The 14,997-nt window shown below is 70.3% G+C and carries 13 protein-coding genes; 9 read left to right on the forward strand and 4 right to left on the reverse strand.

The annotated features are described in order from the left end of the window. Positions 1–28: 28 nt before the first annotated feature. The 3 genes from ABD466_RS03320 to ABD466_RS03330 all read left to right on the forward strand — a co-directional run bounded on the left by ABD466_RS03320 (position 29) and on the right by ABD466_RS03330 (position 2,477). Positions 29–985 (forward strand): zinc-binding dehydrogenase, encoded by a 957-nt coding sequence (locus ABD466_RS03320; protein WP_344655389.1) that lies wholly within the window; start codon positions 29–31, stop codon positions 983–985. A gap of 141 nt (positions 986–1,126) precedes the next feature. Then, on the forward strand, positions 1,127–1,441 hold the full coding sequence (locus tag ABD466_RS03325; protein ID WP_344655390.1) for a hypothetical protein: 315 nt from the start codon (positions 1,127–1,129) through the stop codon (positions 1,439–1,441). Positions 1,442–1,514: 73 nt separating this feature from the next. After that, positions 1,515–2,477 carry an SCP2 sterol-binding domain-containing protein gene (locus ABD466_RS03330; RefSeq protein ID WP_344655391.1) on the forward strand — a complete coding sequence of 321 codons (963 nt, stop codon included), beginning with the start codon at positions 1,515–1,517 and terminating at the stop codon, positions 2,475–2,477. A gap of 262 nt (positions 2,478–2,739) precedes the next feature. Here ABD466_RS03330 and ABD466_RS03335 read toward each other — a convergent pair whose 3' ends face one another. Continuing rightward, complete coding sequence (locus ABD466_RS03335; RefSeq protein WP_344655392.1) at positions 2,740–3,324, reverse strand: RNA polymerase sigma factor; 585 nt, start codon at positions 3,322–3,324, stop codon at positions 2,740–2,742. A 188-nt stretch (positions 3,325–3,512) separates the two neighbouring features. Here ABD466_RS03335 and ABD466_RS03340 point away from each other — a divergent pair, with 188 nt between their 5' ends. From ABD466_RS03340 to ABD466_RS03350, 3 genes are all read left to right on the forward strand, one after another. Further along, on the forward strand, positions 3,513–4,013 hold the full coding sequence (locus tag ABD466_RS03340; protein WP_344655393.1) for an NUDIX hydrolase: 501 nt from the start codon (positions 3,513–3,515) through the stop codon (positions 4,011–4,013). Positions 4,014–4,146: 133 nt separating this feature from the next. Continuing rightward, positions 4,147–5,772 carry a phospholipase C gene (locus ABD466_RS03345; RefSeq protein ID WP_344655394.1) on the forward strand — a complete coding sequence of 542 codons (1,626 nt, stop codon included), beginning with the start codon at positions 4,147–4,149 and terminating at the stop codon, positions 5,770–5,772. A gap of 103 nt (positions 5,773–5,875) precedes the next feature. Then, positions 5,876–9,040, forward strand: a complete 3,165-nt coding sequence (locus ABD466_RS03350) for a bifunctional [glutamine synthetase] adenylyltransferase/[glutamine synthetase]-adenylyl-L-tyrosine phosphorylase (protein ID WP_344655395.1) — start codon at positions 5,876–5,878, stop codon at positions 9,038–9,040. A gap of 32 nt (positions 9,041–9,072) precedes the next feature. On the opposite strand, the gene ABD466_RS03355 is transcribed toward ABD466_RS03350, so the two are convergent. Further along, positions 9,073–10,521: a serine hydrolase domain-containing protein gene (locus ABD466_RS03355; protein WP_344655396.1), complete on the reverse strand. Its 1,449-nt coding sequence runs from the start codon at positions 10,519–10,521 to the stop codon at positions 9,073–9,075. Positions 10,522–10,549: 28 nt separating this feature from the next. On the opposite strand from ABD466_RS03355, the gene ABD466_RS03360 reads away from it, so the two are divergent. Beyond that, positions 10,550–11,239 (forward strand): TetR/AcrR family transcriptional regulator, encoded by a 690-nt coding sequence (locus ABD466_RS03360; protein WP_344655397.1) that lies wholly within the window; start codon positions 10,550–10,552, stop codon positions 11,237–11,239. Positions 11,240–11,267: 28 nt separating this feature from the next. On the opposite strand, the gene ABD466_RS03365 is transcribed toward ABD466_RS03360, so the two are convergent. After that, positions 11,268–12,407 carry an erythromycin esterase family protein gene (locus ABD466_RS03365; RefSeq protein ID WP_344655398.1) on the reverse strand — a complete coding sequence of 380 codons (1,140 nt, stop codon included), beginning with the start codon at positions 12,405–12,407 and terminating at the stop codon, positions 11,268–11,270. Positions 12,408–12,465: 58 nt separating this feature from the next. Here ABD466_RS03365 and ABD466_RS03370 point away from each other — a divergent pair, with 58 nt between their 5' ends. After that, positions 12,466–13,182, forward strand: a complete 717-nt coding sequence (locus tag ABD466_RS03370; RefSeq protein WP_344655399.1) for a TioE family transcriptional regulator — start codon at positions 12,466–12,468, stop codon at positions 13,180–13,182. Positions 13,183–13,224: 42 nt separating this feature from the next. On the opposite strand, the gene ABD466_RS03375 is transcribed toward ABD466_RS03370, so the two are convergent. Next, positions 13,225–14,247, reverse strand: a complete 1,023-nt coding sequence (locus ABD466_RS03375) for a phosphatase PAP2 family protein (RefSeq protein WP_344655400.1) — start codon at positions 14,245–14,247, stop codon at positions 13,225–13,227. Between the two features lie 285 nt (positions 14,248–14,532). Here ABD466_RS03375 and ABD466_RS03380 point away from each other — a divergent pair, with 285 nt between their 5' ends. Beyond that, a complete protein-coding gene (locus tag ABD466_RS03380; protein ID WP_344655401.1) occupies positions 14,533–14,835 on the forward strand; it encodes a UBP-type zinc finger domain-containing protein in 303 nt (100 codons plus the stop codon). Positions 14,836–14,997 lie beyond the last annotated feature (162 nt).

Here is a 14,997-nt window from a genome sequence, read left to right on the forward strand (position 1 = left end):
ACGTGGTCCCCCACCCCAGGAGATTCCCATGCGAGCGGTCTGGCTCAGCGACTTCGGCCCCGCGGCCAACCTCCGGATCGAGGAGACGCCCGATCCGGTGCCGGCGCCGAACACGGCGCTCGTCGACGTCGCATACGCCAACATCACGTTCGTCGAGACGCAGGTGCGCTCCGGGAACGGGCCGTTCCGGCCCCAGCTTCCGATGGTGCCCGGCAACGGGGTCGGGGGAGTGGTGCGTGCCGTGGGAGCGGGAATGGACCCGGGACTGGTCGGCGCACGGGTCGTCGGCTCCACCGGCGGCTCGGGTGGGTACGCCGAGCTCGCGCTCGTGCCCGCCGACGCCCTCTACCGCGTCCCCGACACGCTTGCGCTCGACGCCGCCGTCGCCGTCCTCGCCGACGGCCGCACGGCCTCGCTCGTCCTGTCCGCCGCGCGGACCAAGCCCGGCGAGCGCGTTCTCGTCGAAGCCGCGGCCGGGGGCGTCGGCACGTTGCTCGTCCAGCTGGCCAAGGCCGCCGGCGCCACGGTCGTCGCGCTGGCCGGCGGGGACCGCAAGACGAAGGTCGCCGCGGACCTCGGCGCCGATCTGGCCGTCGACTACCTCGCCGCCGACTGGCCGACGAGGCTCGGCGGGCCGGTGGACGTGGTGTTCGACGGCGTCGGGGGAGAGATCGGGCGGACGGCGTTCGCGCAGTTGGCTCCCGGCGGCCGGATGCTCACGTACGGCCTGGCGTCGGGCCAGTGGACGGCGTTGTCCGAGGACGAGGCGGCCGCGCGGGGCGTCACGATTGTCCGGCCCACCGCGGGCCCTGAGGACATGCGTCGTTTCACGGAATCCGCGCTCCTCGCCGCTGCCGAGGGCAGACTGCATCCGGTGATCGGCCAGCGCTTCCCGCTGGAGCGCGCGGCGGACGCGCACAGTGTGATCGAATCACGCCAAGCTGTGGGAAAAACACTGCTCATTGCAGGTAAAGCAGTACAATGACGCATGCCGTCTGCTGAGGAAGACCCCGCGTATCTCGCCGGTCAACTTGTCGCCGCCAACTCTCGCAACCCCCGGCACTTTGTGGACCAGGTCATCCCAGACCCCGATCACCTTCTCCACAGCGCGCTTGAGTTGCCGGAGATGTATCGCCGTGGTTCGTTCCAGCCCGCCCACGTCCTCACCTCCGCCGCCCACGCCGACCTCCTCACCACCCTCGACCCCTGGCTCGCCGACCGCCGCCGCCAGTGCGACGTCGTGGAAGCCTTCGGCCCGGCGTCGTGGCGGCGGGGCGACGTCCTCGCCTACGCCACCGCCGACCCGGCTGATCCGATGGTCGTCTTCGTGGCCCACAACGACGCGGTCACCGCCGCCTGGACCTCCGAAGAGCGCTTCCCCGAGGGCCTCCGGCTGACCACCGCGGGCAAAGAGCTGCTCGCCAACCGTCCCGCATCTTGACCTCGCCGCTCCCGGCTGCTGTGGTAGCAGACAACTCGTCCAATAGGGACGTCGCCAGCCGTCGGGAGCAGCCATGCCGCGCACCCGCACCACCCTCGCCGAAGACTTCGCCGCCGCTCGCGCCGTCATCTTGACGCTGGCAGACCGCTCGTCGGAGCTCCTCTCCCGGGTCAGGGTGCCCGGGGTCGCGTCGCCGCTGCCCGGGTGGACGGCCGGCGACGTCTCGGTCCACCTCGGTCTGGCCTGCACCGCCTACGCGGCCGCCGCGACCGGTGACTTCGGCATCCTCGACGAGATCGGTGCCGCGAACGCCGCCACTGCCAAGACGTCCGCCGCCAAGCCTGCCGCCGCCGCCGACAAGCCCGATACCGCCGTCCGCGCCACCGACTTCGCCGCCTGGCTCGCCGCTCTCCCGCCCCGCGCCGATCTCATCCACCGCATCAGCGACCTCAATGCCCTGACCCTCGCCCAAGCCGCCCCGGAAGCCCACTTCGCCACCCCGGCCCGCATCCGGGCCGGAGCCGACGCCATCGTCGCCGCCACCGCCGGCTGCGACCCCGCCGAACCCCGGCTGGTGCCGTGGTTCGGCGAGGACACGCGGCTTCAGCTCGGCACCGTCGTCGGGCTGTTCCTGAGCGAAACGCTGCTCCACACCCTCGACGTGGCGCGCGCCTCACACCAGAAGTGGCCGATCCCGTCCGGCACGGCGCGTCTGATCATCTCCCTCGCCTTCCCCGAGCTCATGCCGCGCACCGTGGACCGTGAGCGGACCGCCAGGATGGAGGCCGCTGTGCGCCTCCATGTCCGCGGCGGCACGACCATCGGCATCGACGTCCACGGCGGAGAGGTCAGAGCGGTCCGTGATCCCGGCCCCGGCCGCACCGACTGCCACATCTCCATGGACCCGGTCGGCTTCCTGCTCGCCGCGAGCGGCCGGGCGTCCCAGAACCGTCAGATAGCCGCCGGCCGCATGATCCCGTATGGCCGCAAGCCGTGGCTCGCTCCCCAGGTCGCCCGGCTCTTCGTCTACCCCTGACGCGTCCCGCCGGTCCCAGTGCAGCTCGCACCCGTCCGCGCCGCACTCCCGCCGCACCCGACCGGCCGAGATGGTCTGGATCAGCCCCATCGTCCAGCACATCGGACACCCTCGCAGCGCCACCAGCCCGACCGGCACCAGCAGCAGACTCCCCACGCCCACCACCGGCAGCAGCGCCAGGCCGGCCGCCACCGAACCGAACCCCACGGCGCCACGCGCGAGATGCCTCGGCAACGAACCGCTCGCGAACCCACCGTTCTGCTCAGCCACAGCCACCACCCTCTCCACCGACCAGGTCCTCAGCCTGCAAGGTCTTCCGCAGCGAACCCCGCGCCCGGTGCAGCCGGGACTTCATCGCCGCCAGGCTCAACCCGAGCTCCTCGGCCACGGCACGCCCCGAATGACCCTGCACGTCGCGCAGGATCAGTACCCTGCGCAGGTCGTCCGGCAGCGCGACGATCGCCGCCACCACCCGTTCGGTCTCCAGCCGGCCCAGGACGTCGTCCTCCAGCGCCCGGGTGACCGTCTCGGGCTGCACCGTCTCCCTGGGCACCGCGTGCCGCCGCATGGTCACCCGGGCGCGCCGCAGACACTCGTTCCGCACGATCCGGAACATCCACGACGCCAGCGCCGCCGTCGCGCGCAGCATCCCGATGCGGCTGTAGAGGATGATCAGCGCCTCCTGTGCCGCGTCCTCCGCGTCCTGCGGCGTCGCGCACAGGGTCTTGGCGAACCGCAGCACGTGCGGGTACGACCCCGACACCAGCGCGCGCACCGCCTCGTCGTCGCCGTCCTGGGCCGCCCGCACCAGCTGCTCGCCCGGCCAGGCCGTCATCGCGCCCGTCATCGCGCCCGCCCCCGCTTCCGCATCAACGTCACCGTGCACATGCACACCAGGATCGCCCCGACCACACCCACCACGGCCCACACCATCTCGTGCCTCCCATCGGCATCCGGCCGGCACCCGCCGACTCACCCGATAAGAGGCGCGCGCCTGCGCGGAGGATTCACCGCGCCGCATGCTTTGATGACTCGGTGAACCCCGATGATGAACTCGTCTACGAAGTGGACGAGAACGACAAGATCCTGCGTGTCGTCCGCCGCGGTGAGCTCACCGACGAGAAGCTGCGCCACCGCTGTGTCTACATCCTGTTCCGCGACCGCTCCGGCCGGATCCTGGTCCACCGCCGCGCGGCGACCAAACGGGTCGCCCCCGGGTTCTACGACATGTTCGTCGCCGGCATGGTGGACGCCGGCGAGACGTACGACCAGGCCGCGCGCCGCGAGGGCGGCGAGGAGGTCGGCCAGCACAACGTCGTGCTGCGGCCGCTCGGCAAGTGGCGCTTCGACCATGACGAGGTGCCGCAGTGGGCCGCCGTCTACACCGCCACGGTCTCCAGCCCGGTCGTCCCTCAGGAGTCGGAGATCGAGTGGTACTCGTTCCTGACCGAGGACGAACTCGCCGCCAGCATCAAGGAGAACGACTTCTGCCCGGACAGCCTGTACTTCTACCGCAAACTACGCGGCGAGGAATGATCCACCACCCCGACTGCGACCCCCGGTCCGAGTGTTCACCCTGATGCCACCTGCCCCTCACCGGGTATCCGACCGACGCGACACTCTGCGGCGCCAGCCTTGTCGGCGCCAAAGGACTGCCTCGGGAGGAATCTTGTCCGCCAAGACCCGCACCGCCGCGCTGCTGCGCGGCAAGCGGCGCCGCGTCACCGCCGCCGCTCTCGCCACCTGCGCCGCCGCCGGCCTCACGTTCGCGGCCGCCGGCCCGACGTTCGGCGAGCCGCAGCCCAGCTGGGCCCACTCGACCGCGACGCCGATCAAGCACCTGGTCGTGATCTTCCAGGAGAACGTCAGCTTCGACCACTACTTCGGGACCTACCCGAACGCCGCCAACACCGACGGCACCCCGTTCTACGCCCACGGCGACACCCCGAGCGTGAACGGCCTGCTCGGCGGCGGCGACCTGCTGAACCACAACTCCGACGCGGCGAACCCGCAGCGCCTCGGCACCGACATGCTCCTGACCTGCGACCAGGACCACGAGTACACGGCCGAGCAGAAGGCGTTCAACGGCGGCCTGATGAACAAGTTCGTCGCGAACACCGACACCGAGTCCTGCGCCGCCCCGGACAAGTCCAAGCCGGGCCTGGTCATGGACTACTACGACGGCAACGTCGTCACCGGCCTGTGGAACTACGCCCAGCACTACGCGATGTCGGACAACTCCTACGGCACCGTGTTCGGCCCCTCCACCCCGGGCGCCCTGAACCTGGTCTCCGGCCAGACCCACGGCGGCTACGCCGTGGACCCGAAGACCGGCAAGAAGGTCACCGACCCCTCGGTGGTCGCCCAGGCCGACGCCAACGGCGTCGGGACCGTCATCGAGGACCCGGACGGCGCCTTCGACGACTGCGGCGCCAACCGCAACCGCCTGCTGCAGCAGGGCAAGAACATCGGCGACCTGCTCAACGACAAGAACGTCACCTGGGGCTGGTTCCAGGGCGGCTTCAAGCCCACCGTGCCGGCCACCGCCACCACCCCGGCCGTCTGCGGCTCCTCGCACGCCAACGTCGGCGGCGCCGTCCGCGGCGACTACAACGCGCACCACGAGCCGTTCCAGTACTACCAGTCCACGAGCAACCCGCACCACCTGCCGCCGACCTCGGTCGCGAAGATCGGCAAGACCGACCAGGCGAACCACCAGTACGACCTGAGCGACTTCGACGCCGCGCTGGCGCACGGCAACCTGCCGGCCGTGTCGTTCCTGAAGGCCGCCAACTACCAGGACGGCCACGCCGGCTACTCCGACCCGATCGACGAGCAGCACTTCCTGGTGGACACCGTCAACAAGCTGCAGAAGTCGCCGGAGTGGAAGGACACCGCCGTCGTCATCGCCTACGACGACAGCGACGGCTGGTACGACCACGTCATGCCGCCGATCGTGAACACCTCGGCGAGCAGCGACGACGCCCTCAGCGGCGCCGGCAAGTGCGGCGACGGCAAGGCCCCGCTCGGCGGTTACGCAGACCGCTGCGGCTACGGCCCGCGCCTGCCGCTGCTGGTCATCTCCCCGTACTCCAAGGAGAACTACGTCGACCACAGCGTCACCGACCAGACCTCGATCCTGCGCTTCATCGAGGACAACTGGAAGACCGGCCGCATCGGCGACTCGTCCTACGACGCCCTCGCCGGCTCCCTGAACGGCATGTTCGACTTCGACGACCGGCGCGGGGGCAAGGTGCTCCTGGACCCGGCCACCGGCGCGGTCACCAAGCACTAGACACCGTCCGCACGGCGACCGGGGGATCGCCGGTGGCCCGGCGCGACGACCGGCTCCCGGACACGGGGCGCCGGTCGTCGTCGTGTCTGGGTAGTGTGGCGGGGTGGCACAGACGGCGGCGGCGCAGGGCCGGGCAGGAGAGTCGGCACGCTCACGACTGGTCAGACTGGGTTTCACCGACCCGGAGACCGCCCTGGAGACGCTCGCCGCGGCTCCACTCGGCGAACTGGGGCGTGATCCGCTCTTCCTGGAGGCGCTCGGCCGCACCGCCGACCCCGACCAGGCGCTGGCCGCCACCGGCCGGCTGCTGGAGGCCGCCGACGACGCCGAGTCCCTGGCCGCCACCCTCGCGGCCGCCCGGCCCTTCCAGGATCGCCTGCTTGGCGTACTGGGGGTCAGCGTCGCCCTCGGCGACCACCTGGCCCGCCACCCCGAGGCCTGGCGCGGCCTCGTCGAGTTCGACGTCGAGGACCTCGCCCCGGCCTTCCGCCGGCTGATGCTGGACGCGGTCGGCGCCGACCCCCTCGCCCCCGACCCGGTCGCCGCCCTGGCCGGCATCCCCGCCCGGGACGCACTGCGCGTGGCGTACCGGAACGCTCTGCTCGGCATCGCGGCCCGCGACCTCGCCACCCACTCCGAACCCGACGCCACCGAGTCCTACGACCGGACCGCCGCGGACCTCTCCGACCTCGCCACCGCCACCCTGGACGCCGCCCTGGCGGTGGCCCGGGCCGAACTCCCCGAGGACGCCCCGCCGGCCCGGCTCGCGGTGATCGCCATGGGCAAGTGCGGGGCCCGCGAGCTGAACTACGTCAGCGACGTCGACGTGGTGTTCGTCGCCGCCGCGCCGGACGGCACCGACCCCGACGACGAGCACCTGGCCCTGCGCACCGCCACCCAGCTGGCCGCGACCATGATGCGGGTCTGCTCCGACACGACGTCCGAGGGCTCCATCTGGCAGGTCGACGCGAACCTGCGGCCCGAAGGGAAGAACGGGCCGCTGGTGCGCACCCTGCCCAGCCACATCGCGTACTACGAGCGCTGGGCGAAGACCTGGGAGTTCCAGGCGCTGCTCAAGGCTCGTGCCGCCGCCGGGGACGCCGCACTCGGCGCGCGCTACATCGAGGCCGTGACACCGATGGTGTGGGCGGCCTCGCGCCGCGAGGGGTTCGTCGCGGACGTGCAGGCGATGCGACGGCGCGTCGTCGCGCACATTCCGGCCAAGGACGCCGAGCGCGAGCTGAAGCTCGGCTCCGGCGGGCTCCGGGACATCGAGTTCGCGGTGCAGCTGCTGCAACTGGTCCACGGCCCCAGCGACAGCGCCCTGCGCAAGCGGGGCACACTGGAGTCGCTGACGATGCTGTCCGCCGGCGGCTACGTCGGGCGCGCGGACGCCGCCGCCCTCGTCGACGCGTACCGGTTCCTCAGGACCCTGGAGCACCGGCTGCAGGTCCACCGCCTCCGCCGCACGCACACGCTGCCCGAGGAGCGGGTCGAGCTGCGGCGGCTGGGCCGCTCGATGGGCTTCCGCACGGACCCCGTCGACCAGCTCAACAACCAGTGGAAGCGGCACAAGCGCGAAGTACGCCGTCTGCACGAGAAGCTCTTCTACCGGCCGCTGCTCGACGCCGTCGCCCGGCTGACCCCGGGCCAGGCGGCCCTGGGCGCGGCGCAGCTCACCCCCGAAGCGGCCGAGTCCCGCCTGGAAGCCCTCGGCTACACCGACCCCGCCGGCGCGCTGCGGCACCTGACCGCCCTCACCTCCGGCGTGAGCCGCCGCGCCGCCATCCAGCGCACCCTGCTGCCGGTGATGCTCAGCTGGTTCGCCGACGCCGCCGACCCCGACGGGGGGCTGCTGGCCTTCCGCAAGACCTCCGAAGCGCTCGGCGACACCCACTGGTACCTGCGCCTGCTGCGCGACGAAGGCGCCGCCGCCGAACACCTGGCGCGCGTCCTGGCCTCCGGCCGTTACGCCCCCGACCTCCTGCTCCGCGCCCCGGAGGCGGTGGCGATCCTGGGCGACCCGGCCAACCTGGTCCCGCGGGCCCGCCCGGTCCTGGAAGCCGAGATCCGCTCGGCCGTCGGCCGTGCCTCGACTCCGGAGGCCGCCGTCGCCGCCGCGCGCGCGGTCCGCCGCCGAGAACTCTTCCGCATCGCCGCCGCGGACATCCTCGGCATGCTCACCGTCGAGCAGATCGGCGACGGCCTCAGCGCCGTCACCGCGGCGACGCTGGCCGGTGCCCTGCAGGCCGCGACGACGGCGGTCGAGACGAAGCTGGACGGCCCGCTGCCGACGCGGTTCGCGATCATCGCCGCCGGCCGGTTCGGCGGCCGCGAGCTCGGTTACGGAAGCGACGCGGATGTGTTGTTCGTCCACGATCCGTTGCCCGAGGCGGACGAGGCGGACGAGGCGGCACGGGGCGCGGGGAATCGGGCCGCTGACGGATCCGCGAGCGCTTACGCGCCTTCCCGCCCGAGGACCATCTCCCCGGAACGCGAGCGCGCGGCCACCGACGCGGCCCACGCCGTCGCCAACGAACTCCGCCGCCTCCTCCAGATCCCGACGCCGGACCCACCCCTGACCATCGACGCCGACCTCCGCCCCGAGGGCAAACAAGGGCCGCTGGTCCGTTCCCTGGCCTCGTACGCGGAGTACTACCGCCGCTGGTCGGTGCAGTGGGAATCCCAGGCACTTCTGCGTGCGGAGCCGGTCGCCGGCGACCCCGAACTGGGACGCCGGTTCATCGACCTCATCGAGCCCCTGCGCCACCCCGTATCCGGACTCGACGAAGACGCCGTCCGCGAGATCCGCCGCATCAAGGCACGTGTCGAGGCCGAACGCCTCCCCCGCGGCGCCGACAAAGCCCTGCACACCAAACTGGGACCCGGCGGCCTGGCGGACGTCGAGTGGACGGTGCAGCTCCTCCAGCTGTGCCACGCCCACGAGGTCCCCGCCCTGCGAACGACACGCACCCGCGCAGCCCTGGCCGCCGCCGTCGACGCCGGGCTCATCACCGCCGCCGACGCCGAGATCCTGGACGAGGCCTGGGTCGAGGCCACCCGGGTCCGCAACGGCATCGTGCTGGTGCGGGGGAGAGCGGGCGACTCGATTCCGACCGATGTGAAGGAACGCGCGAGCATCGCGGTCTACCTCGATGTGCTGAACAGCGAGGAGTTCGTCGAGGAATATCGGCGGGGGGCGCGTCGGGCGCGGGGGGTCGTGGAGCGGGTCTTCTATGGGTGGAGCAATGAGGTGGGGCGGTTGTAGGGGGTACGGGGCGTCGGCGGGTCGGGTTGCCCTCAACCAGCTCGCCCAAAGATCCGGCCGGCCAAGTCGATCCCCACCACCACGCCACTCTCATCGCGTGAGAAGAAGCCGCGCTGCCCCTTCATCTCACCCTCGACGACGATGTAGTCATCGCCATCCCCAGCCAGGAAACCCATCTCCGAAGCAGGGATGTCCGGCGGCATCTCCACATCCGCTCCGGAACGGATCTCCGGCTTGATCTCCACAGCCAGTGTCAGGCGCTCGCCGTCGTCGGCGATGTCCAGGTTCATGGCGTCGATCTCGTAGCGGCCGACGACGTCGCGGTTCCGTGCCGCGTCGTACGGCACCGGCTCCGGATCCGCCTCGACGACCCCCAAACAGTGCTCCAGCGCCCACTTCACCACCGCCCGGTTCAGCTGGTAACCCTCCTGGCTGTTGCTCAGAGCGGCGATCGCGAAGCCGTGTTCCGGCACGATCAGCACCTCCGAGAACTGCCCGTTCCCAGATCCGCCGTGGCCGAAGGTGGGGACGCCGCCGATCTCCTTCAGGAACCAGCCGAAGCCGAAAGCGTCGCCGAGGCTTGAGCCGCGCAGTTCGGCAGACGGCTGCCGCATCACTCTCCGCTCCTCGGCTGAAAGCACGGCCTCGGCGTTACCCACGGGCTCGCCCAGGTGGAACCGAGCCCACCGCAGCAGGTCCCTGGTGGTCGACACGGCGCCGCCGCCGGGGTTGTTGCCACGCGCGCCGGCCGGGTAGGCCTTCCACGGGGCGGCGGTGCGCAGTGAGCCGTCCTCGTCGCGGCTGTGGCCGATCGCGAACTTGCGGCGGACGACTTCGTCGAGGTCGTACACGGTGTCGTCGAGACCCAGCGGGGCCAGGACGAGCTCGGCCATGGCCTTCTCGTAGGACTGCCCGGTGACGTTCTCGATCACACGGCCCAGGATGTTGTAGCCGGCCTGACTGTAGGACGCCCGCGCGCCCGGTTCGGCGATCAGGGACAGAGCGCCGAGCTTGGCTACGAAACCGGCCAGGGAGCCGTCACCCTCGTCGGTGTCGATCAGGTTCCAGTCGAGTCCGGCGGTGTGGTTCAGGAGGTTTCGGACGGTGATCCGCTCAGCGTGGTCCTCGTCTGCCAGCACCAGCTCGGGAACGTAGCGACGTACCGGGGCGTCCAGGTCGACCCGGCCGGCGGCGGCGAGGCGCAGCAGCGCGGTGGCGGTGAAGGATTTCGTAGCGGAGGCGATGTGGAACAGGGTCCGCTCGTCCACGGGGACCGGGTTGTCGGCGTTGCCGACACCGTGCGCCACGTATGTTTCAGCGTTCTCATGCAGCACGCCGACACTGATGCCGGGCACGCCGTAGGCCTTGGCCGCTTCCTCGACGAAGGTGGCCAGCTCCTGCGCGATCTCCTGTGACGCCATCTCGGTCCCTGCCTCCCCTTGGGCACTTGCACTAAGTTCAAGTGCAACCGTAGCCCTCACTTGAACTTAGTGCAAGTACACTGGCCGCATGCCGAGAAGCACTCTCACCCCGGACCAGATCGTGCGCTCCGCCATCGAGCTCCTCGACGAGGAAGGCCTCGACGGGCTCAACATGCGCGCACTCGGCAAGCGCCTCGACGCTGCCGCGACCGCCGTCTACTGGCACATCAAGACCAAGGACGATCTGGTCCGCCTGGCCGCCGACGCCGTCTGGAGTGAGGTCAACCTCTCGGACCCCCGGCGCTCCGACTGGCGTACGGCGGCCGCCACCACCGCTCGCAGCCTCCACGCCATGCTGATCCGGCATCCCTGGCTCAGCCAGGCCTTCGCCGCCTACTTGCTCTATGGGCCCGGGAAGTCACGGCACGACGACCACACGCTCGCCATCTACGAGTCCGCCGGCTTCACTCCTGCAGCAGCTGACCGCGCTGCCGCCGCAGTGCTGATGTACGTCCTGGGCAGCGCCCTCGCCCCCGCAGCGCAAGTCTCCTTGAATCGTCGACTTGCCACTGGCGGTCCTGACGCTGCCCGCTCGCTCGACGAGGCCATGGCTCACGCGGTCGAGATCGCTCGGGGCTTCCCGCACCTTCGCGAACGGATCGATTCCCCGGCCGCCGACTACGCCGGCACGCCCGAGAGCAGCTTCGAGTTCGGACTGAAGGCGATCCTGGACGGCTTCGAAGCGGAGCTGGAAACAGGAGCGGAGAACGGGAGCTGAGAACGAGAGCAAGAATCGAGCCAAGTACCTAGTGCTCGAAACAATCCTTCACGAATACGAGCCCATCGATGTCGCCCAGATGCCGCGGATCCAACGGTGCGTAGCCGAACCACGGCGACACACGCGCCGCACGCACCTCCCCGCCCAGCAGGTCGCCCAGCTGCCGGACATCGATCAGGCGCCGATCCTCCGGCAGCGCGTACAGCACCCCTTCGACGGTGTCCGGATCCGGCGTCTCCACCCCGCGATGACGGATCGTCCCGAGCGCCATGGCCAACACGCCGTAGTCCGCACCCAGCCGCGCACTCACCATCGCCCCGGCGCTCCACCACTCCGCCGGGAGGCCGCCCATTCGTATGCTGCTTTTGGGCCGCTGAAAATGCGCGTTGTGGGCGTAAGCCAGCACCGGGCCACGGTCCGCCAGCGCCAGCAGATTCGCAGCCATCATCGACGCCCGCGTTCCCAGCAGCTGTGCCATGCGTCCGGGTGAGGTGTCCGCCATCCAGGAGTGGTAGCGCAGCAAGCCGGTGGCGGTGCGTGCGTGGAGCTGGGCTCGTTCCCACTCATCCGCGGACGAGGTCGAGATCAGCTGAGGCGCCTGCATAGCGAGCAACGCGGCCAGGTCATCGGCGATCAGTCGTAGTCGCTGGGCGTCTGCCGTCCGGCCCACGGAGCGCGAGGGATCCATCATCGCCGCGGGTTCGGTCCAGCGGGCGTCGTCGCCGATCAGCTGGTCCAGCGTCTCCCCGTCCCACGGCAGCAGGTCCGCATCGGCGTGTGCCGCGAGAAAGGCGTGAAGCGCGGTGAGCGACTCACGGGGACTCGCTGCACCGGCCATCTCCAGCGGTCCGTCGAACCCCGCGAAGCGCACTTGCTCCGGTTCGGGCCGCCCCTCGTTGTGGGAGCGCATCCACCGCACCAACTCGCGGTTGCCCGCGGACCTCCCGAAATCGTGGCTGAACCCGCGCTCCATGACCTCGTCCAGATCGCCGGCCCCCGACCTGACGTACTCATCCGCGATGAGCCCCATCAGGCAATCGCTCTCCAACGCGATGGTCCGGTATCCCGCTTCTTCGACCTGCTGTCGGAAGAGGTCGTTGCGTACTGCCAGCAGTGTGTCCTCACCATGCGTCGGCTCACCCAGGGCGAGAATGCGTGGGGTATTCATACCGTCAACGCTATCGTTGAACTTTCGGTGGAGACTTATTCGCGATCAAGGCAGGATCATGCGCCGAAACCTTCAAACAGCGAAGCAGCTCAGGCCGATCGACCTGGCCCGCGAGCACGGTCTGTCCACCCAGGCGGTCAGGAACTACGAAGACGCCGGCATCCTCCCCATCGCCGAGCGCACCCCGACCGGCTACCGCGTCTACACACCCCGCCACGCCCAAGCGCTGCGTGCCTTCCTGGCCCTGGTCCCGGGGCACGGCCATCCCACGGCCACGTCGATCATGCAAGCGGTCAACAGGGCGGCGACCGACACGGCCTTCCGGCTCGTCGACGAGAGTCACGCTCAACTGCTGGCCGACCGCCGTACCCTCCAGTCCGTCGAAGCCGCGCTCCGTGACCTCGCTCCCACGCTGCCCGAGCCGCCCGGTGACGGCCGTGACACCTTCGTCGGCCCGCTGGCCAGGAGGCTCGGCATCCGCCCGGCGACCCTCCGGAAGTGGGAGCGGGCCGGTCTCGTCCACCCTCATCGCGATCCGCACACCGGCTACCGCGTCTACACGCCTGCCGACGTCCGCGACACCCAGCTGGTCCACCAGCTCCGGCGTGGCGGGTACCTCTTGGAGCAGATCGCGCCGGTCATCGCCCAAGTCCGCTCGGCCGGAGGGGTGGCGCCCCTGGAGACCATGCTGCGCGACTGGCACGCGCGCCTGGCGGCTCGTGGTCGGGCCATGCTCGCGGGGGCTGCCGCGCTTGATGCTTACCTTGAGGGGTGAAAGAAAAGGGCCCCCGTTGAGGGGGCCCGTATCTCAAGGTCGCTAACCCTGTGGCTGTATCTCTGGTCGGGACGATCGCTCGGCGCCGGCCTTGCTCTCCGCGGAGGCGACGGCGGTGCTGACGACGCTGCCGGAGCCGCCCGATCCGTCGGGCTGCTTGGGCACCGTGACCCCACCCTCTCCGGTGACCACGGGAGCCGGTGCGAACACCGGGCGTCCCTGGAGGATCCGCTGCACCAGGAAGCCCAGGGTCAGGACCACCAGGCCGCCGACCGCGTCGAGGACGTAGTGGTTGGCCGTGCCCAGGATCACCGCGAACGTGGCGAACGGGTAGGCGATGCCCAGGATCTTGACCCAGCGGCGCTGGGCGAGGTGGGCGATCACCAGGGCGCACCAGGTCGACCAGCCGATGTGCAGCGACGGCATGGCCGCGAACTCGTTCGTCGAGCTGCCCAGGCCGGCGACGCCGTCGGAGGTCGTGGCGGCCTGGCCCCAGGGGTTCAGCAGCTTGAACGTATCGATGAAATTCCCGCTGGGCAGGAGCCGGGGCGGGCACAGCGAGTAGAAGTAGAACCCGAACAGCGCGATCAGGGTCATGACGCACATCACCGTGCGTACCGCCCGGTAGCGGTCCGGGAACTTCACATAAACCCAGATCAGCACCGCGATGGGCACGATGAAGTGCAGGGTGGCGTAGTAGACGTTCATGGAGAACGCCAGCCAGCGCATGCCGTAGATCCAGTGGTTGAAGCTGCGTTCGAAGTTCAGGCCGAGGTAGTGCTCGGCCTTCAGGATGTCCCAGCCGCGCTGCTGGGCCGGGCCCTCGTGGAGGGGGGCCGCGAGGCGCGTCAGGGTGTACAGGTAGTACCCGATGCCGATGAGAGCGACATCCAGCCAGAGCTTCGGCCTGTTGACCGGGCGGTACTTCTCCGGCAGGAGAGGTCCAGGAATCCGGCTCCGGCGCTTGCCGGAGGGGGTCTTGTCCGTGGGTACCGGGTGTTCGGCGGACCCGCCGGGCGCTTCGGTCGCCCCGGCGGTGCTTTCCAGCGGCTGTGTCGTCGTCACGAGTTCACCCCCATGACAGCCAAGTCTGCCAGGGTATGCAACGAGCGTGCGTCATACCCTGGGTCCACATTCCGCATCACTCCATGGTAGGGGTTCGACGGAGGCGAGAGGCGGTCCGCCGGACCCTGCCACTCCCTGTGGGGACCGCAAGCCTAACCGGACGTGATGTTTCCCGCTCGTCCCATGGCAGGTCATCTTCTTTGGCTACGCTCCGCGCCAAGCATCTGTGCATCGGGTCACAACGGGCACAGGGTGATCAATCAGACGCGCGAGGAGCTGCCACCCATGTCCATCCCCGTGTACATCCCCGCCAACGGCGGCCGGTGCGACCACCTGGACCAGCTCCGGGACGTCGAGCCGGAATCGGAGGACACCTGCCGGGACTGCCGGGCCGTCGGGGGTCGCTGGCTCCACCTGAGGGAGTGCCTGACCTGCGGCCATGTGGGTTGTTGCGACAACTCGCCGAACCGGCACGCGACGGCGCACTGGCGCTCCACTGGGCACGCCCTGATCCGCTCTTATGAGACGGGTGAGGTCTGGGCTTGGTGCTACGCGGACGAGGCGATGCTGCTGCCGGCCGACGTTTGAGAATGCCTGTGAGGGCCTGTGAGGGCTCTGGAAGCGCTCGGGGCCGCCCCCTGGGCGCTTCCAGTGACCGCCCAGGGGCTCTCGGCTTAGCGCGCCGTGCGCGCAGGCAGGGGAACTTGCTCTACTTCCACACCCGTGTCGCTCAGGCGATCCGTCATTTCA

The sequence above is a fragment of the Catenulispora subtropica genome, from assembly GCF_039531675.1.
In the GTDB taxonomy this organism is placed as follows: Bacteria; Actinomycetota; Actinomycetes; order Streptomycetales; family Catenulisporaceae; genus Catenulispora; species Catenulispora subtropica.